This is a genomic window from Arthrobacter sp. S39, from assembly GCF_004320525.1.
Taxonomy (GTDB): domain Bacteria; phylum Actinomycetota; class Actinomycetes; order Actinomycetales; family Micrococcaceae; genus Arthrobacter.
Genome location: NZ_SIHX01000001.1, coordinates 677,809 through 695,611, shown reverse-complemented (window position 1 = coordinate 695,611; position 17,803 = coordinate 677,809). Strand labels below are relative to the sequence as shown.

Annotated in this window: 19 protein-coding genes; 10 read left to right on the top strand and 9 right to left on the bottom strand. The window is 67.3% G+C overall.

Annotation, left to right across the window (positions count from 1 at the left end; genetic code table 11):
• Window positions 1-47: 47 nt before the first annotated feature.
• On the bottom strand, window positions 48-845 hold the full coding sequence (locus EYS21_RS03290) for a hypothetical protein (protein ID WP_242633255.1): 798 nt from the start codon (window positions 843-845) through the stop codon (window positions 48-50).
• Between the two features lie 68 nt (window positions 846-913).
• Between EYS21_RS03290 and EYS21_RS03285 the strand changes: the two genes are divergently transcribed.
• Genes EYS21_RS03285 through EYS21_RS03275 form a run of 3 tightly spaced genes read left to right on the top strand, consistent with a single transcriptional unit; the run spans window position 914 to window position 2,991 of the window.
• Window positions 914-1,576 carry a DUF1684 domain-containing protein gene (locus tag EYS21_RS03285; protein WP_131131738.1) on the top strand — a complete coding sequence of 221 codons (663 nt, stop codon included), beginning with the start codon at window positions 914-916 and terminating at the stop codon, window positions 1,574-1,576.
• A gap of 51 nt (window positions 1,577-1,627) precedes the next feature.
• Window positions 1,628-2,470, top strand: a complete 843-nt coding sequence (locus EYS21_RS03280) for a fumarylacetoacetate hydrolase family protein (RefSeq protein ID WP_131131737.1) — start codon at window positions 1,628-1,630, stop codon at window positions 2,468-2,470.
• A 17-nt stretch (window positions 2,471-2,487) separates the two neighbouring features.
• A complete protein-coding gene (locus EYS21_RS03275; RefSeq protein WP_131131736.1) occupies window positions 2,488-2,991 on the top strand; it encodes a GtrA family protein in 504 nt (167 codons plus the stop codon).
• 14 nt (window positions 2,992-3,005) lie between these two features.
• Here EYS21_RS03275 and EYS21_RS03270 read toward each other — a convergent pair whose 3' ends face one another.
• The 5 genes from EYS21_RS03270 to EYS21_RS03250 are packed head-to-tail and all read right to left on the bottom strand — an operon-like array spanning window position 3,006 to window position 8,864.
• Window positions 3,006-4,163, bottom strand: coding sequence for a cysteine desulfurase family protein (locus EYS21_RS03270; RefSeq protein WP_131131735.1), 1,158 nt, complete (start codon window positions 4,161-4,163; stop codon window positions 3,006-3,008).
• A gap of 7 nt (window positions 4,164-4,170) precedes the next feature.
• Window positions 4,171-5,058 (bottom strand): carboxylating nicotinate-nucleotide diphosphorylase, encoded by an 888-nt coding sequence (gene nadC, locus EYS21_RS03265; RefSeq protein WP_242633254.1) that lies wholly within the window; start codon window positions 5,056-5,058, stop codon window positions 4,171-4,173.
• On the bottom strand, window positions 5,051-6,841 hold the full coding sequence (gene nadB, locus EYS21_RS03260) for an L-aspartate oxidase (RefSeq protein WP_131131734.1): 1,791 nt from the start codon (window positions 6,839-6,841) through the stop codon (window positions 5,051-5,053). Before nadB ends, nadC begins: the two co-directional genes overlap by 8 nt.
• Window positions 6,841-8,148, bottom strand: coding sequence for a quinolinate synthase NadA (nadA, locus tag EYS21_RS03255; protein WP_131131733.1), 1,308 nt, complete (start codon window positions 8,146-8,148; stop codon window positions 6,841-6,843). Before nadA ends, nadB begins: the two co-directional genes overlap by 1 nt.
• A complete protein-coding gene (locus EYS21_RS03250) occupies window positions 8,145-8,864 on the bottom strand; it encodes an NUDIX domain-containing protein (protein ID WP_131131732.1) in 720 nt (239 codons plus the stop codon). Before EYS21_RS03250 ends, nadA begins: the two co-directional genes overlap by 4 nt.
• Window positions 8,865-9,106: 242 nt before the next feature.
• Between EYS21_RS03250 and EYS21_RS03245 the strand changes: the two genes are divergently transcribed.
• From EYS21_RS03245 to EYS21_RS03225, 6 genes are all read left to right on the top strand, one after another.
• A complete protein-coding gene (locus EYS21_RS03245; RefSeq protein ID WP_131131731.1) occupies window positions 9,107-10,486 on the top strand; it encodes an amino acid permease in 1,380 nt (459 codons plus the stop codon).
• 52 nt (window positions 10,487-10,538) lie between these two features.
• On the top strand, window positions 10,539-10,736 hold the full coding sequence (locus EYS21_RS03240) for a biotin/lipoyl-containing protein (RefSeq protein ID WP_278184707.1): 198 nt from the start codon (window positions 10,539-10,541) through the stop codon (window positions 10,734-10,736).
• Window positions 10,737-10,750: 14 nt separating this feature from the next.
• Window positions 10,751-11,578, top strand: coding sequence for an alpha/beta fold hydrolase (locus EYS21_RS03235; RefSeq protein ID WP_131131730.1), 828 nt, complete (start codon window positions 10,751-10,753; stop codon window positions 11,576-11,578).
• Between the two features lie 69 nt (window positions 11,579-11,647).
• Window positions 11,648-11,995: a hypothetical protein gene (locus tag EYS21_RS23635; protein WP_242633252.1), complete on the top strand. Its 348-nt coding sequence runs from the start codon at window positions 11,648-11,650 to the stop codon at window positions 11,993-11,995.
• Window positions 11,953-12,528, top strand: coding sequence for a serine hydrolase (locus EYS21_RS03230; RefSeq protein WP_242633251.1), 576 nt, complete (start codon window positions 11,953-11,955; stop codon window positions 12,526-12,528). The genes EYS21_RS23635 and EYS21_RS03230 overlap by 43 nt, the downstream gene beginning before the upstream one ends.
• Before the next feature lie 95 nt (window positions 12,529-12,623).
• Complete coding sequence (locus EYS21_RS03225) at window positions 12,624-13,271, top strand: phosphoribosyltransferase family protein (protein WP_131131729.1); 648 nt, start codon at window positions 12,624-12,626, stop codon at window positions 13,269-13,271.
• A gap of 93 nt (window positions 13,272-13,364) precedes the next feature.
• On the opposite strand, the gene EYS21_RS03220 is transcribed toward EYS21_RS03225, so the two are convergent.
• The 3 genes from EYS21_RS03220 to EYS21_RS03210 all read right to left on the bottom strand — a co-directional run bounded on the left by EYS21_RS03220 (window position 13,365) and on the right by EYS21_RS03210 (window position 16,895).
• A complete protein-coding gene (locus tag EYS21_RS03220) occupies window positions 13,365-14,696 on the bottom strand; it encodes an MFS transporter (RefSeq protein WP_131131728.1) in 1,332 nt (443 codons plus the stop codon).
• Window positions 14,697-14,848: 152 nt separating this feature from the next.
• A complete protein-coding gene (hpaB, locus tag EYS21_RS03215) occupies window positions 14,849-16,303 on the bottom strand; it encodes a 4-hydroxyphenylacetate 3-monooxygenase, oxygenase component (RefSeq protein WP_131131727.1) in 1,455 nt (484 codons plus the stop codon).
• Window positions 16,304-16,358: 55 nt separating this feature from the next.
• Window positions 16,359-16,895 carry a flavin reductase family protein gene (locus EYS21_RS03210; RefSeq protein ID WP_131131726.1) on the bottom strand — a complete coding sequence of 179 codons (537 nt, stop codon included), beginning with the start codon at window positions 16,893-16,895 and terminating at the stop codon, window positions 16,359-16,361.
• Window positions 16,896-17,057: 162 nt separating this feature from the next.
• Between EYS21_RS03210 and EYS21_RS03205 the strand changes: the two genes are divergently transcribed.
• Window positions 17,058-17,792: an IclR family transcriptional regulator gene (locus tag EYS21_RS03205; protein ID WP_131131725.1), complete on the top strand. Its 735-nt coding sequence runs from the start codon at window positions 17,058-17,060 to the stop codon at window positions 17,790-17,792.
• Window positions 17,793-17,803: the final 11 nt, after the last annotated feature.

Genomic DNA, 17,803 nt, shown 5'->3' with positions numbered 1-17,803 from the left:
TTGCCAGTCTCCGCTCTCGCCCGGCAGGGGGTGGGCCGGCAGCAGGACTAGTTCTTGATCTCCAGAGACATTAGCATCCGTTGGACGTTGGCGAATTCGGTGCCCTCGTCCACATACTTCGCAGCCTGGTCCAAGGTGTCAAAGGCCTTGGCGGGAGCCACCTTTTCATCCGGCGCGAACGCCTTGAGCGCCGGGAGGTCCCCGAAGGAGTAGTCACCCTTGCCGGCCGGGCCGCGGACCACGTTGCGCAGTTCGCACGCCTGTCCGTCGGCGCCGCCCACGATGTTGGTAATGCCGAAGGACCCGAAGTACCGGTAGCCCTGGATCACCCTGAACACGACATGCGGGGCGATGGTTCCCTCTCCTGCAAGTGCCGGAAGGTCCACGGGCACGCTGCTGATCACGGTGTAGGGCCTGCGCGCCGCCTCCGCACATTCCGGAGCCGACGGCGGCAGTCCCGTCCGCAGCGAGGCAATGACGGTTCCATCCGGCTTCTTTACCTCGACCTTCAGCGCACCTGCCATCGTCCCTTCCTCGGGCGTCACGGACTGGGCGATCCATTCCTCCGGCAGGTCGAAGCTCACCGTCTTGCCGGGGTCCGAGAAAGTCTTCCACGCAGCCGATGTGGCCCCCGCACCTGGCGTCGGCGAACCCTGGCCGCCGGACGCCGCCGGATCCGCCGACGCCGTGGCCGTCCCCGTCGGGGCAGCGGTTGACGCAGTGGCGTCCGGCTGCGCGGTCCAGGACGGTTCGGCCTGACCTTGGGCGCTGCAGCCGGAGGCCACGCCTCCGCACACGAGCACGGCCATGATCCGGAACCCCAGCACTGCTGTCTTGCGCGTCATGCAGCCAGCGTAGCGCCGGGCGCCGCCGCCGCAAGGTAAGCGCGCTCCGAGGGGCTAGGCTGGTGGCTATGGCGGAAGAGCAGTATGGCGTGGCGGACGACAGCCTGGCGGACATCTCCGCCATCGACATTGCGGATTGGCGCCTGCGGACGTTTTCCCTCTATGAGATGGTCCGGAAAATTTCGGTGGAGAGCCCCGCGGAGGCCCATTCCTATTGGCGGCACGAGCGCGACCGGATGTTCGCCACCCATCCCGCGTCTGCGCTGACCAGCCAGGACAAAGCGCGTTTTTCCGGTCTCAGGACCGCTGACTACGATCCCATCTACCGCTTCCATGTGCCGCTGACCGGGGAAGGCGCGGGACGGGAAATGTCGGTGGAAACCGCCACCGACGGCGTGGTCAACTTCGTCCGCCTCGGTACCTTCGACCTTCCGGAGATGGGGCAGCTCGCCGTCTGGAAGCTCCAGGGGTACGGCGGCGGCATCTTTGTGCCGTTCCGGGATGCAACGGCCGGGCAGCCAGGTGGCAGCTACGGTGCCGGACGCTACCTGATCGACACGATCAAGGGCGCCTTCCATGGCGTGCACGGCACCGGTCCCGGCGCCGAATTCGTGCTTGACTTCAACTTCGCGTACAACCCCTCCTGCGCCTACAACGAGGCCTGGGCGTGCCCGCTGGCCGGCCCCTCGAACCGTCTCGCCGTCGAGATCCCTGCCGGCGAACTGTACTGACCGCCCGGCAACCGGGCCCCCGCCGCCGTCGCACGTCCTGAAGGAAAACCTATGACCACCCCGCTCCGCCTTGCCCGTGTCCGTCCCGTCTCCCCCGCGGCGCCCGGGGAACAGTTCTTTGTGGCCAACAGTGCCGCCGACTTCGCCAGTGACGCCGGCACCACTTGGACCGTGGTGGACACGCCCTTCCCCGGATCCCGGGCCAACGCCGCGAGCCCTGCCCGCGCCGGCTGGACGCCGGGCGACAGCGTGCACCAGCGAAGCTTCGAGTTCCTTGCCCCCAGCGTCCCGGCCAACGTCCTGGGCATGGCCCACAACACGGGCGAGGCCGGCCGAGCCCTCCCGCCCCAGGCATTCCACAAGGCCGCCACCAGCGTGATCGGGCCGGGCGACGCCATTGAGCTGGGGTCAGACGCCGGCCAGGTTGACCCGGAAGCGGAACTGGCCATCGTGATCGGTCGGAAGGCCCGGGGCCTGACTCCGGACACTGCGCGCAGCGCGGTGCTGGGATTCACCATCGGAAACGATGTGACCTCCCGGGACCTGCAGAAGTCGGACGAGCTGTGGATCAGCGCGAAGAGCCAGGACACGTTCACGCCTGCCGGGCCGTGGATCGTCACGACGCTCGATGTCACAGACCTGGCCATCGGCATCGTCCACAACGGTACTGCGCTGGCGCCTGCCAGCAGCGCGGACCTGGGCTGGAACGTGGACGAAATCCTGGTCTATCTCACGTCCTTCATGACCCTGCACCCCGGGGACCTGGTCCTGACCGGATTCCCGGCCGAGTGTGCGCCCATCGGCCCCGGCGATACGGTCACCTGCCGTGTGGAGGGCATCGGCGAACTCACCAACCCGGTGAAGGCAGCGTCCTGGGAGGGATCCGCGGCCTGATGTGTCAGGCTTGACCCATGGATTCCCCTGCTGCGCCCGCCGAACAGCTGACGCAGCAGCCAGGCGTCCACCAAGGCCGCCGGGCACCATCCACCCGGCACCACCGCGGGATCCTGAAGTTCCCGGTGGTCCGCCAGCTCATCCGCTTCACCGGCGTGGGCATCGTCTGTACCGCCGCATCGCTGGGGCTCTACGCGTTGCTTCGCCCCTGGCTGGGTCCGCAGCTGGCCAATGCGGCGGCACTGGTTGTGACGTCATTCCTGAACACCGCCCTGAACCGCAGGCTCACGTTCAAGATCTCAGGGCAGCACCGGATGGCCCGGGACCACCTGCATGGGCTGCTGGTGATCGCCGTAGCCCTGGTCATCACCGGCAGCAGCCTGGGCATCCTGCACTGGCTGAAGCCCGACGCCAGTGTTGCCGACGAGCTCTGGACCACCACGCTGTCCGGTTTCCTGGCCACGGCCGTCCGGTTCACCATGCTCCGGCACTGGATCTTCCGCCGCGCCCGGCACATCTAGGACAACGGGGCCCGCTATGCCCGGCCGAGGGTCCGGACGCTCGCGACGGCGGCCAGCACGGCCTGGGCAGCGGCGTCCAGGTCCGCGGCACCGACGGATGAATCAAAGCTGAACCGCACCGCCGTCTGCGCCACCTCGGCGGGGATGCCGAGCGCGGTCAGGACCGGTGAGGGTGCGTCCGAGCCGGCCGCGCAGGCCGAACCGCTGGAGCACACCACTCCTTGCCGTTCAAGTTCAAGAAGAACAGATTCCCCGCTGGTGCCGGGAAAGCAGAAGGACGCCACGGAGGGCAGCCGGTCAGTGGGGTGGCCGGTCAGGACGGCCCCGGGCACGCCGCCGAGCACCGCCGCCGTGAAGCTGTTACGCAGCGCCGCCACCCGGGCGCCCGAGCCGGCCTGGTCCCGTTGGGCCAGGGTGAGGGCGGTGGCCAGGCCAACGGCTCCGGCGACGTTCTCGGTGCCCGAGCGGCGGCCGCGTTCCTGTCCGCCGCCGTGGACCAGGGGTTCGATCCGGGTCCGTCCGCGGACGTAAAGTACGCCGCAGCCCTTGGGCGCCCCGAGCTTGTGGCCGGAAATGCTCAGTGCGTCCACGCCGAGCGCCTTGACGTCCAGAGGCAGCCAGCCTGCGGCCTGGACGGCGTCCGTGTGGAACGGGATGCCCTGCGCCCGGGCCAGCGCAGCCAGTTCGGCGACGGGCTGGACGGTGCCCACTTCATTGTTGGCGTACATCACGCTGACCAGGGCGGTCTCCGGGCGGAGCACGGCGGCGAGTGCCTCCGGCGTCACCAGCCCCGTCCCGTCAACGGGAACGACGTCCACGGCGAACCCGTGGAACCGTTCAAGGTAGCGTGCCGATTCCTCCACGGCGGGGTGTTCGATGGCGCTGACCACCACACGGTTAAGCCGCGGATCGGCGGCCTGCCGCGCCAGGGCAATGCCCTTCACGGCAAGGTTGTCGGCCTCGGTGCCGCCCGAGGTGAAGGTCACCTCGCCTGCCCTGCAGCCCAGCACGTTTGCGACGGCGGCACGTGCGTCGGCGAGCGCAGCGGCGGCGGCTTCGCCCAGGGAATGATGGCTCGACGGGTTGCCGAATTCGCCGGTCAGGTAGGGCCACATCGCATCCAGCACCTCCCGGCGGACGGGGGTGGTGGCCGCGGCGTCAAGGAAAATCACGGTGCGCTCATCCGACGCTCAGCTCAACGTCCAGGCCCAGGTCCAGTGCCGCGACGCTGTGGGTCAGCCCGCCGATGGATATGACGTCTACACCGGTGGCGGCGATTCCGGCCACGGTCTGCAGGTTGACGTTGCCGCTGGCCTCCACGCGGGCGCGTCCACCCACCAGTGCCACGCCGGTCCGGAGCTCCTCCAGGGTGAAGTTGTCCAGCATGATGGTGTCCACCCCCGCGGCGAGCACGGGTTCGATCTGGTCGATGCTGTCCACTTCCACCTCAAAATGCGTGGTGTGGCCCAGCTGCGCCTTGGCTGCCGCCAGGAGGCCGGTGAGTTTGGCGGGGTCGCCGCCGGTCATCACTGCCAGGTGGTTGTCCTTGGCCAGCACGGCGTCGGACAGGCTGTACCGGTGGTTCGCCCCTCCCCCGCAACGGACGGCAAAGCGTTCCAGGACCCGCAGCCCTGGAGTGGTCTTCCGCGTGTCGGTGATCCGTGCGGCGGTGCCCTCGGTGAGCTTCACGAATTCTGCCGTCTTGGTGGCAATGGCGGACATGCGCTGCACCAGGTTGAGGGCGACGCGTTCGGCCAGCAGGACAGAGCGTGCCCGGCCGCTGACGCGTGCGAGGTGCGTGCCGGCGTCGAACGCCTCACCGTCGGCCACCAGCAGCTCCACGTCGGTGTCCGGGTCAATGAGCAGCATGGCGTCCCGGAAGACCGTGGCGCCGCTGAAGACGCCGGGGACGCGCGCGTTCAGGACCGCCGTCGCCCTGGCCTCAGCCGGGATGAGCAGCTGTGAGGTGATGTCACCGGCGGGGGCGTCCTCGGCGAACGCCCGCTCCAGGATCTCCCGCACAGGCGCCGTGGGGAGGGCCAGGTCAAACACGGTGGATTCAGTCATGGACAAGGCTCGCTTTCGGGCGGGTTAGGCAGGTCTCTTCAAATTCTTCGTGGATGCCGGCGGTTTCGGCCGGGCTGTCGCTCCGGTAGTGGGCGCCCAGCGATTCGGTACGCTCCCGGGCCGCAGCCACCAGCAGCCGGGCCGCCAGCAGCAGGTTGGCATCTTCGTACCGGCGCGGGTCCCCCTCATCAGGAACCAGCCCAGGACGGACGACGCCGGACCACGCCTCAAGCACAGCCCCCGCCTCCCCCAAAAGCACCCCGTTCCGAAGCACCCCGGCCTTGGCAGTCATCAAGCGCCGCAAAGCGTCGCGGGAGAAGGGGCCCGGTGCAACAGTCCCCAACTCGGACGCGTCGGCGGGCTTAGTTGTTGGCGCGGCACCCATGGTGGGCCGTCGGTCGTCGGCCGAGGGTGTTCCGGAAGCGAGCGTCAAGGGGAGGCCGCCAGCGGCCGAGACAGCGAGCGGAGGAACAGCGTCGGACGACACCCAACCCGCCTCAGCTGCGAGGAACGCTTCGACAGCGCGCCGGCCAAAAACAAGACCTTCAAGGAGTGAGTTGCTGGCGAGCCGGTTCGCCCCCTGGACGCCGGTGCAGGCGACTTCGCCGGCGGCGTAGAGCCCGGGGACGGAAGTTCTGGCGTGGAGGTCGGTGGCGACGCCGCCCATCCAGTAGTGGGCGGCCGGGGCGACGGGCACCAGCCCGCGGGTCCAGTCGAGGCCGGCCGCACGGGTCCTGGCGCTGAGGGTCGGGAACCGGCGCGCCAGGAAACCTGCGCCCTTGGCAGCCTCGATGACGGTTGCGTCGAGGTAGACGTGGCCGTTGGGGTCGCCGAGCTTGGCCAGGTGGAGGGCGATGCTGCGGGACACGACGTCGCGGGGCGCCAGCTCGGCGTCCGGATGGTATTCGGGCATAAAGCGCCGGCCCCGGGAGTCCAGCAGGATGGCGCCCTCACCGCGGACAGCCTCCGAGATCAGCAGCGGGTCGGCATCGGAAGCGGCCTGCGTCGTGGCGGGCACCAGGCAGGTGGGGTGGAACTGGAAGAATTCAAGGTCGGCGACGGCGGCACCGGCACGCCACGCGAGGGCGAGTCCGTCAGCGGTGGCCACGGCCGGGTTGGTGGTCTGGGCGAACAGCTGGCCGGCGCCGCCCGTGGCCAGCAGCACGGCATCCCCGTGGATGCCCAGGCTGCGGCCGCCGTGGGTGTACCTGACACCGGTCACCCTGTCACCGGATTTCACCAGTCCTGTGGCCAGGGCATGCCCGATCAGCCGGATCTTTCCTGCTGCCTGCTGCGACAGCACGGCGCTGACCAGGGCGTGGACTACGCCCGCTCCGGTGGCATCGCCGCCGGCGTGGAGGATGCGCGGCGCGGAATGGGCGGCCTCCAGGCCGAGGGCGGGCCCGCCGTCGTGGTCCTGGTCAAAATGAACACCAAACCGCACCAGGCCGGCGATGTCGTGGCGCGCCTCGGTGCAGAGCACGCGGACGGCCTCGTAGTTGCAGTGCCCGGCACCCGCGGCGAGGGTGTCTGCGATGTGGGCAGCCACGGTGTCGCCCGGCGCGGGTTCGTCCAGCACGGCCGAGATCCCGCCCTGCGCGTAGAACGTGTTGCTGTCCGCGAGCGCGCCCTTGGTCAGCACCACCACATCGGCGCCCGCCTCCGCCGCCAGGAGGGCGGCGTAGAGGCCGGCTATGCCGCTTCCGACGACGATGAGCCGCTGAGCGGATGCGCTGCGGTCAGCAGCGGCACGGGTCTGTCCGACGGCTGGGACGGCGGTCATTACGGCCTTGCGGCGAGCATGCGCTCGAGCGCTGTCCTGGCATTCGCCTGCACGGCGTCCGCGACGGTGATGCGGTTGACCACGCGGCCTGCCACCAGCTCCTCCAGCACCCAGGCGAGGTAGCCGGGGTGGATCCGGTACATCGTGGAGCAGGGGCAGATCACCGGGTCCAGGCAGAAGATGGTGTGCTGGGGGTATTCGGCGGCGAGCCGGTTGACCATGTTGATTTCCGTGCCGATGGCGAACGTTGTGGGTTCAGTGGCGGCGGCGATGGCCTTTTTGATGAAGTCGGTGGACCCTGCGGAGTCCGCCGCGTCCACCACTTCCATGGGGCATTCGGGGTGCACGATCACGTTGACGCCGGGGAAGTCGGCGCGGGCCTTCTCGATCTGGGCCACGTTGAACCGCTTGTGGACCGAGCAGAATCCGTGCCAGAGAATCACGCGGGAATCCAGCAGGGCCTGTTCGTCGTTGCCGCCTAGCTCCTTGCGGGGATTCCACATGGGCATCTGCTCCAGGGGCACGCCCATGGCCTTGGCGGTGTTGCGGCCCAGGTGCTGGTCCGGGAAGAACAGGACGCGCTGGCCGCGTTCGAAGGCCCACTCCAGGACGGTCTTGGCGTTGGAGGACGTGCAGACGATGCCGCCATGCTCGCCGCAGAAAGCCTTCAGGGCTGCGGAGGAATTCATGTAGGTGACGGGGATGACCGGAACCCGGCCGTCGGCGTCGGGCTCGGTGCCGTAGATCTCTTCCAGCTGTTCCCAGCACTCTTCAACGGAGTCCGTGTCGGCCATGTCCGCCATGGAGCAGCCCGCGGCCAGGTTCGGCAGGATCACGGCCTGCTCGGGCCGTGACAGGATGTCCGCGGTCTCGGCCATGAAGTGGACACCGCAGAAGATGATGGCTTCCGCATCGGGCTTTGTCAGTGCGGCGTTGGCCAGCTGGAAGGAGTCGCCCACGAAGTCGGCGTATTGGATGACCTCGTCTCGCTGGTAGAAGTGGCCCAGGATCACGGCACGCTCCCCCAGGACGTCCTTCGCCGCGCGGATCCGCCGGTCCAGTTCGGCGTCGCTGGCCAGTTTGTATTCCTCCGGCAGCTGCCCCTGGCGGGGCGTGGCTGCCGGAGCAACATCGGCGCTGGACGCACCCGGGCCGTAGGCGGGAACGCCGGCGAGTGCTTCGGCGAGGTCGTAGTCCCAGGGGCCCTTGGCCAGCGCCGGGCTGCACGTGGCTGCTGCTTTGCCTGCAGCCGCGTTTTCGGCCTGTTCGCGCGTGATCAGCTGGATGGCTGTGTTGACGCTGCTCATGGTGTGCTCCTGTTATCTGGGTCAAGGCCGGGGCGGCCGGTGAAGCGGTAGAGGCGGGGCGGGCGGTGCTTCCCGCCCTGGAGGTATTCGCCGGTTTCTTCAATCTCCGGTGTGGAGGTGATCTGCCGGCGAAAATTCGCGGGGTCCAACTGGCGGTCCAGGACGGCTTCGTAGACTTCCCTGACCTGGGCCAGGGTGAAGTACTCGCCCAGGAAGTGGTAAGCGATGGAGCCGTACGCCAGCTTGTTCCGCAGCCGCCACAGGGCGTAGTCAACGATCGCGTTGTGGTCGAAGGCCAGGTCACCGACGCGGTCGGCCCGGAACCACGTGACGTTCTCTGATTCGTCGGCGAGGGCGGCCTCGGTGGGCTGCACCAGCGCCCAGTAGACGATGGAGACAACACGCTGGCTGGGCGAACGGTGCAGGCCGCCAAACGCGTAGAGCTGTTCCAGGTAGCTGGGCGCCAGGCCCGTGGTTTCCTGCAGGTTGCGCGACGCCGCATCCTGGAGGGATTCGGCATGGGTCAGGGGTCCCCCGGGGAGCGCCCACAGGCCCTTGTACGGTTCACGGATGCGGCGGACCAGCGGGATCCACAGCGTGGGGCGGCCGGACTTTTCACTGGGGCGCAGGGCAAAAATGACCGTGGAGATCGCGAGCGACGGCGGCGCGCTGCGGCGCTCCGCCACATTGGCTGCACTGGTGTACACGATGACCACCCCGCTCTCCCTGATTAGTTAAAGTCACATTGACCAAAACTAATTCTAAGCCCCGCCAGTCCCGAATCAAAATGTTTCTTTTCCTGCGACGCCGGCCGGGGTCCCCCGCGGACATGCTGACTGCGCGTTCAACCACCAAGGAGGCCCGCGGGACCATCCCAGCTTGGGCGCCGGTTGCCGAAGCGGTAAATTCGAGTGGTCCCACGAGGACAACTACCAACACCCCAAGAAGGTTCAAAGGCATGACAACGAAGTCCACGTACGTACGGCCGGAAACCCACCTCGGCCACAGCATGAAACCGCGCCAGCTCACCATGATGGGGCTGGGAAGCGCTATTGGCGCCGGGCTCTTCCTGGGCTCCGGCGCCGGAGTGCAGGCCGCCGGGCCGGCCGTGCTGGTTTCGTACCTGGTGGCTGGAACGCTCATCATCCTGGTGATGTGGGCGCTGGGCGAAATGGCCGCAGCCAACCCCACCAGCGGCGCGTTCTCGGTGTACGCCGAACGTGCCCTGGGGAAGACCGCCGGCGCCACAGTGGGCTGGCTGTGGTGGCTGCAGCTCGTCGTGGTGATCGCCGCCGAAGCCCTGGGCGCGGCGGGACTGCTGTTCTCCGTCTGGCCCGTCGTCCCCGTCTGGGCCCTCGCCCTCGTCTTCATGGTGGTCTTCACCGCCATCAACCTGGCCGGGGTCAGGAACTTCGGCGAGTTCGAGTTCTGGTTCGCTATCCTCAAAGTCGCCGCCATCGTCCTCTTCCTCGCGGTAGGCGCCGCCCTGCTGCTGGGACTCCTTCCCGACGTCGCGTCGCCGGGACTGTCCAACATCACCGAAGACTTCGCCCCGGCAGGCCTCGGCGGGGTTGCCACCGCCCTGTTTGTGGTGATCTTCGCCTTTGGAGGCACCGAGATCGTTTCCGTGGCCGCGGCCGAGACCGAGGACCCTGAACACAGCGTTGGCAAGGCCATCAAGACCGTCGTGTGGCGGATCCTGGTCTTCTACATCGGCTCGGTCTTTGTTATTGCTGCGGTACTGCCGGCCACCTCGGAAGGCCTCGCGTCGCCGTTCGCAGGAGTCCTCGACGCCGCCCGGATCCCGGGTGCCGGTACGGCAATCACCCTTGTCGCCGTCGTCGCGCTTCTCTCCGCCCTGAATGCAAACCTCTACGGCGCCTCCCGGATGGTGTACTCGCTGTCCGAGCGCGCCGAGGCGCCGCGCTTCCTGTCGCGGCTGAGCGGGGCGAGCGTGCCCCTGCTCGCCGTCGGTGTTTCGGTCGCCTTTGGTTTTGCTGCCACGGTCCTGGAACTGCTGTTCCCGGAGCGGATCCTGCCGGCACTCTTCCAGCTGGTGGGCTCCACCTGCCTGGTGGTGTGGGGCACGGCCCTCGTCTCGCAACTCATCCTGCGCCGCCGGGCAGACCGGGACGGAATTGCCCTGCCATTGAGGATGAAGGGCTATCCGGGGCTGACAATCCTCGGCCTGGTGCTGCTGGGCCTGATCTTCGCCGTCGGCTTCAGCGCCGAAAGCAGCCGCATCCAGCTGCTCAGCACCTTCGCCCTGGTTGCCTGCCTCGCTGCGGCGTGCTGGACCGGTGCGCGGCTCACGTCCCGCGGGCGCCAGCCCAAGTAGGTCGCAGTAAGTGTCGTTATGAGCCCTCATAACGACACTTACTGCGACCCAGTTGGGGCGGACTGGCGCAGAGCCAGTTCAGCGGAACCAGCCGCCGGTGGAGGTTGAAACCAGCAAACGCTCTGTTGAACCGCCCAGTCCGCAGGCAGGTAAAGTGGTGCGTACCTTCGGTGGGGCAGGCGACAGGATCAATGTCGGCGATCCCCTGATCGTGTTCGAGGTGCCGGGTCCGCCTGGGCGCCGTACTTGATGAGGACTGACACCATGAGCGGCAGGCACACCGGCGAGATCCATTCCCACACCGTTGAGGGCACCGACCCCCAGCTGTTCGTGCAGGTGCACGATCCCCAGACCGACGCCGGACTCCGGCCTGTCCTGCTGCTCCACGGCTTTTCCTCCTCGAGCAAGCTCAACTGGGAGGACACCGGCTGGGTGCCTGCCCTGCTGGAGGCCGGCCGGCGCGTCATCACCGTGGACCTGCCGGGCCACGGCCGCAGCGGCGCCCCGGAGGACAGGGACTCCTACTCCCCCAGCCGCATCCGCGCGGACCTGCTCCAGATCGTGTTCGACGCCGGCGTCCGGCCACTTCGCGACGGCGACCCGGCCAGCGGCCTCGACGTAGTGGGCTACTCGCTGGGCTCCCGGCTCGCCTGGGAATTCGGCGCCACCCAGCCGGAAATTGTCCACCGGCTGGTTCTCGGCGGCCCGAACGTCGCGGACCCGCTGGCCGCCTTCGACCTGGTGGCAGCCCAGCGGTACCTCGCCGACGGAACTCCCATTGCCGACGAGTCCACAGCCGGACTCCTGAAGATGGCCATGCTGCTGCCCAGCAACAATATCTTCGCGCTGCTTTCCCTGGTTGAGGCAATCAAGGACGAGCCATACGATCCTGCCGAAGCCGTCCCCCACATGCCCATGCTCCTGGTGGCAGGAGACAAGGACGAGCGGGCCGCCACCATGCCGCAACTGGCGGAACTGGGCACCAAGGCCGGCTCGATGCCCGAGCAGCTGCTGCTTCCGGGCCGCAACCACACCAACGCGATCACCAGCAGGGCATTCAAGCAGGGCGCCATCAATTTCCTTGCGGTCTGATCCCGGGCGGGCCGTGGCCTGACAGGGGTTTCATAGCTCCCGCATAGGTTCCGTTGGTTGGATCGGCAGATGCACGATTCTCTCCAGCAGCGCGCCCGCCGCACGCCGGCCGCCTTACGCCGCCGTTCCGTCCTGGTGGCCGCCGCAGGGTTCCTCGCCATTGTCCTCATCGCCGCCGCCTACACCCTGGCGCATGTCCTGCCCTGGCCTGGATCGGCGTCGCGCGCTGCAACCGGCGCCGACTCCCGTGCCGGCACTGCCCGGATTGATGCCGGCCTGGATACAGCCATCAATGGCATCATCGGCGCCAACGGCGAGTACCAGGGGGGGTTGCCCTGCTGGATACCGACGGCGGGGACCTGCACCAATATGGTGTGGAGGAACCGTTCGAGGCAGCGAGCACGGCGAAGATCCTGACCGCTGCGGCTTACTACAGCCTGGTGGAGGACGGTTCGGCATCGCTCGATAATCCGCTGGGCGCCTACACCTCGGGGTTCCAGATCCAGGCGATGGTCCAGGACAGCAACAACGATTCATGGAGCCTGCTGATGGACGCCGTTGGCCTGTCCCGGCTCTCGGACTACGCGGCTTCCCTCGGCATCAGCTACGACGCCGGGGTGAACACGCTCTCCACCGCCGACATGGCCCACCTCCTCGCGGAACTGTCCGAGGGCAGGCTACTCAACCAGGAGCATACGGAACAGCTGCTGTCCTACATGCAGGACACCAACGACGAAGACCTCATTCCGGCCGCAGTCCCGGACACCGTGACCGTGTTTCACAAATATGGACTCCTCGACGACGAACTCCACGACGCCGCCATCCTCTCCTCCGCCGAAGGCAGCTACGTCCTGGTGGTCTACACAAAGGGCGCCGACCTGAGCGATGTCCCGCAGCGGACGGCCGTGATCCATGAGATCACCGAGGCCGTCACCGCCGCCCTTTTCTGACCCTGAAGCCCCGTCCAGGACAGGCGCCGGCTTCCCGGCACGGCAGCGGCAGAAGGTAGGCTGGAAGCGGGGCGGATTCAGCCGGAGAGGGAACAATGAGCACGCGTTTTGAAGACCGCACGGATGCCGGTGAGCGTCTGGCCGCGGTACTGACGCAGTTCCGGGAACGTCCCGACGCCATCGTCCTGGGACTGGCGCGCGGCGGGATCCCGGTGGCCGCAGCCGTGGCGAAGGCCCTGTACCTGCCGCTCGGTGCAGTCCTGGTCCGGAAGCTGGGCATCCCCGGCCACGACGAGACCGCCTATGGCGCCCTGGCCTGGTCCAACGGGCGCGTTGTACGCCTGCTCAACAGGCCCCTGATGTCCCGCGTCCTGGAACACGGCGTCCGCCAGGAGTGGCTGGATGAGGTGGAGCACAGGGAACGCGCGGAGCTCCTCCGCCGGGTGGAAACGTACCCGGCCATCAGGCATGACCTCACGGGGAAAGCGGTGCTGCTCGTTGACGACGGCCTGGCAACCGGAGCCACCATGCGGGCAGCCGTCGAAGCTGCCCGTTCCGGCGGTGCAGCCCGCGTTGTGGCGGCAGCGCCTGTTGGTTCAGTGGAGGCTGAAGCCGCCGTTGCCGCCGTGTGCGATGCCGTCCTCTGCCTGCACCTTCCGGGCAAGTTCCGCGCCGTGGGCAGCTTTTACCGCCGTTTTGAGCAGCTCACGGACGAGGACGCCATCAGCCAGCTGGACCAGTAGGCACCGGCTCACCCGCACGTTAACGGCGACCAGGCACGGACCGAGGGGTCCGTGCCTGTCGTCTATGGTTCCGCGCAGTTGCCCGGCCGGTCCCTAGTGGTGGCTGATTCCCAGCGGGCGGCCCTTGGTTTCCTTGGCCAGCAGGACGCCGGCGGCCGAGATCACGCACAGGATCATGATGTAGATGCCGATCGACCCGGTCCACTTGGTGCTCTGCAGCAGCGACTCCGCGATGGTGGCCGCAAAGGCTCCGCCGAGGATGGCCCCGAAGGCGTAGCCGATGGAGATGCCCGAGTAGCGCACGTTGGCCGGGAACATCTCGGCGTACATCGCGGACATGGGTCCGTAGGACAAGCCGAGCCCGATGGTCAGGACAAACAGTGCCACGCCGTAGAGCAGGATGTCCTTGGTGTCGATCAGGGCGAACATCGGGATCATCCAGGCAAACACGATGCCGTAACCGATCAGGAAGGTCTTGACCCGGCCGATCCTGTCGGACAGCCAGCCGCCGACGAGGGTGAAGATGAGCCACCCGAAGGATGCCAGGGTGGTGGCCAGCAGGATCTGCGGGGTAGGCATCTTCAGGGTCCGGGTGGCGTAGGAGATGAAGAACGCGATCAGCAGGTAGCCGGCGGCGTTGTTGCCGATGAAGATCATGGTGGAGTAGAGGACAGCCTTCTTGTGCTTCCGGATGAGCTCGCCGAGGGGCGCCTTGCTGGCTTCCTTGCGGGCTGCCATCTCTTTGAAGACCGGGCTCTCAGCCACGGCGCGGCGGATCAGGTATCCGACCGCGATCAGCACGATGGACAGCAGGAACGGAACCCGCCAGCCCCACGCGGCGAAGTCCTCCTTGGACATGCTGCTGTTGAGGAAGAACAGCAGCCCGGTGGCCAGGATCATGCCCACCGGAACACCAATCTGCGGGTACGCGCCGAACAGGCCGCGCTTGTTCAAGGGTGCGTGTTCGACCGCCATCAGCGCGGCACCGCCCCATTCCCCGCCGGCGGAGAAGCCCTGGACGATGCGGAGGGCGATCAGCAGGATGGGTGCCCAGACGCCGATGTCGTTGTAGGTGGGCAGCATGCCGATCAGCGCCGTCGCGGCACCCATCATGAGGAGGGTGAACACCAGCATGGCCTTGCGCCCGAGGCGGTCACCGAGGTGGCCGGCGACAATGGCGCCCAGCGGGCGGAACAGGAAGCTGATGCCGATCAGGGCAAACGAGAGAATTTGTGCCAGTCCGGGGTTCGAGGCCTGCAGCGGGGTGAGGAACAGCGGGGACAGCAACGTCCCGGTCAGCTGGGCAAAGATGAAGAAGTCGTACCACTCGATGGTGGTGCCTACGAGGGTCCCGGCCAGGACCTTGCGTTCTTCCCTCCGGGTGCTGGGCCCGGCAAGTGAATCCACCAAAGAAGGTGTGGTCATTGAAACTCCATTGTTTAAGGCAGGGGTGCTGCCAGGTGAAACGCCTTCATGATTACCGACAGAACGGTCAGTTAGTTAGTAGGGTACTACGAAAATGTGAGGGAGGACACGCCCGCTGGGATTTTTCGGTCCGGTGCCGCGGCAGGGAGGCCTCAATCGTCCCGGGACAGGAACTCCCTGACCCTGGCACGGACAGGCCCGCGGTCGTAGGAACTGACGAGGGCGCCGGCCATCCGGACGGGATCGCCGAAGAAGAAGTACTCGTAGAGCGCCTGCCGTCCCGAGAACGAGGAGACACTGGCATCAAACGCCAGCTTGAAGAGCCTCACGCGTTCCGGGCCGGTGAGCGTCTTGGCCTGCAGGTACAGCTTGATGTCGTCCAGCGCCTCGCCGGCGACGTCGGCTTCGCCGGGAAGCGCCATCAGGCCGGAGGCGGAAAACTTCCGGATGATCTGGGGGAAGCGCTGGGCAACCTTGGGATACCAGTTCCGGGCGGCATTCAGGGTGGACCATTTGGGCAGCATCACGCCGTCGTCGTTCAGTGCCGCCTCCGCTTCCGAAGCGGTCATCAGCGCCTTGCCGAGCTCAACCGTCTGGATCAGCTCGGCGAGGTCCTCCTGGATGTGCTGGAAGCCATCGATGCCGATCGAGTCCGCAATTTCGGACGCAAGGCCCAGGTAGAACTCGCTCTTGGCGATGGTGCGCGTGACCACCTGGTGGGTCATGAGTGCGGCGGCACCGGTTTCGGAGTAGAAGACGTTGCAGAGTTCCGGATGCCCGAGCATAAAGATCCGCTCATTGGGGACGAACGCATTGTCAAAAACGACGACGGCGTCCATCTCCTCGAAGCGGCTGGCCAGCGGTTCGTCGTGCCTGCCTCCGCCGTGGTGCAGCGACGTGCGGCACAGGTACCGGACGCCTTTGGCGTCGTTCGGGACCGCGAAGGCGTACGAGTAAGGGGCGTCCTCGGGCGTCCCGCGCAGGATGGTGGACGGGAACACCAGGAGCTCATCCGCTATCGGCGCGATGGTGGCCAGCATCCGTGCGCCACGGACCACGATGCCGTCTTCGCGCTCTTCAACGACGCGGGCAGACAGCTGGCCGCCCAGCTGCTCGGATCCCGACACGGAGCGGTTGGCCTGCGGCGGGATCAGGGTGTGGGTGGCCAGGAGATCGTTTTCGCGGCAGTACTCGTAGTACCTGCGGATGTTTTCACCGAACATCGGATCCACCTGACCGAACCACTTTTCCGCGGCGGCGAGCGCGGTCAGGGCACTGTTCATGTAGTCCCCGGTGCGGCCCAGGAAGCCGTTGGAGTACTCCGCCCAGGTCCTGGTGGCAGCGCGGCGGTGGGCCAGGTCCTCTTTGGTCCGCGGGACCAGGAAGGATGCGCTGACCTTGTCACCGGTAGTGGGCGAATCGTAGGTCAGCGCCGCGGCGTGCCGGGGTTCGTGCTGCATGTCAAAGAGCCGGGCGTACGTGCGTGCCACGTTGGCGAAGGACGGGTGGTCGGCAATCCTTTCGGTGACCATTTCGCCGTCGATCATCACGTGGGGCGTCATGGAATTGAGCTTGTCCAGATACTGCTGGCCGGTGCGGATGCCCATCGTGATTTCTCCAGTCGTCGTTGAACTGCCACATGCTTTCCTTCGGCGGGCAGGGTCAGAGGAGGTTCTCCATCCCCAACTGGCTCTCCGGAATGATGGTGAAGCTGCTGTTCGCGAAGGCCAGCGCGTCACCGCTGCGGTAATTGAAGTCGGCCACTTCGCCCACGTAGAGGGTGTGGTCCCCACCGGGGTAGGCGGCCCAGGGCGTGCACTCGAACCAGGCCAGGACCCCTGACAGCCGCGGCGCCGTACCGCCTTCAACCCACAACGGTTCCGGTCCCGGACGGCCGGCGAAATGCAGGGCCAGCTGCCGTTGCTCAGCCCCCAGGATGTTGACCGTGAACGGCCGCCGCGCCAACTCATCATGCGCCCTCGCGCTGCGGGCAATGCTGACCAGGACCAGGGGAGGATCCATGGATACGGCGGTGAAGGAGTTGACCGTGATGCCGTGGCGCCTGGTGGCGCCGTCGAAGGTCACGATGGCCACTCCGGTGGCGAACCTGCCCAGGCTGCCGCGGAAATGGTGCGACCGCGGGGCCGACGTCCTGCGGGCGGCTGACGGATCGGCCGTGTTCCGTGAATCGGAAATCATCTTGATCCTCAACATCGAGCCTGTGATCGCCGCGGCGCTGGACCCTTTTCGGATTGAGTTCTATATTTGAACTAGTAATTCTTATATAGGACGCTACTCGGATGAGGGCGGCAGCACAAGAGCCGGCCGGACACTTGGCCGCAGCCATTTAGGATGGACACCATGAACCCCACAGCCGCCGCCCCCGCGGGAGCAGCTCCCGCGCAGGCGTCGCCGTCGCAGACCCTCTCGCGGGGCATCAGGGCGCTCGAAATCCTGGCCGCAGCCCAGAACCCGCTGACCATAGCCGAGCTTGCTGATGCCATGGGCGTGCACCGGTCCGTCGCGTACCGGATCCTGCGGACACTGGAGGACCACTCACTGCTGGTACGGGACGACGCCGGCCGCGTGCAGCCTGGTCCCGGTCTGGCGGTCCTCGCCCGGGGCGTCTCGCGCAACCTCCAGACCGCGGCACTGCCTGAACTCACCCACCTGGCCAACACCCTGGACATGACGGCCTTTGTGGCCGTGTGGGACCATCTCGACTGCATCACACTGGTGACCGTGGAACCGCGGCACTCCAGCGCGACGGTGGCCCAGCACCCGGGCACCCGGCACCCCGTCAGTGCCGGAGCACCCGGCATCGCCATTCAGTCAGCGCTGACCGAGGCGGAGTGGGCGCAGCTGGCGCCGGGGATCCCCTACCGGCCCGAGGCAGCCGACGCCCGCCGCGCAGGCTACTCCGCCAGCCATGACGAGGTCATCGCGGGCGTGTCCTCGCTGGCCGCCCCGGTCCGTGTTCCCGGTGGACGCCCGGCCGCGCTCGCCGTCGTCTACATCCGGTCGGCGCATGATCCCGGCACTGTGGGCGCTGCCCTCGCCGAAAGCGCGGCCCGGATTGAACGCCAGCTGGCCTGACCGCCGCTGAT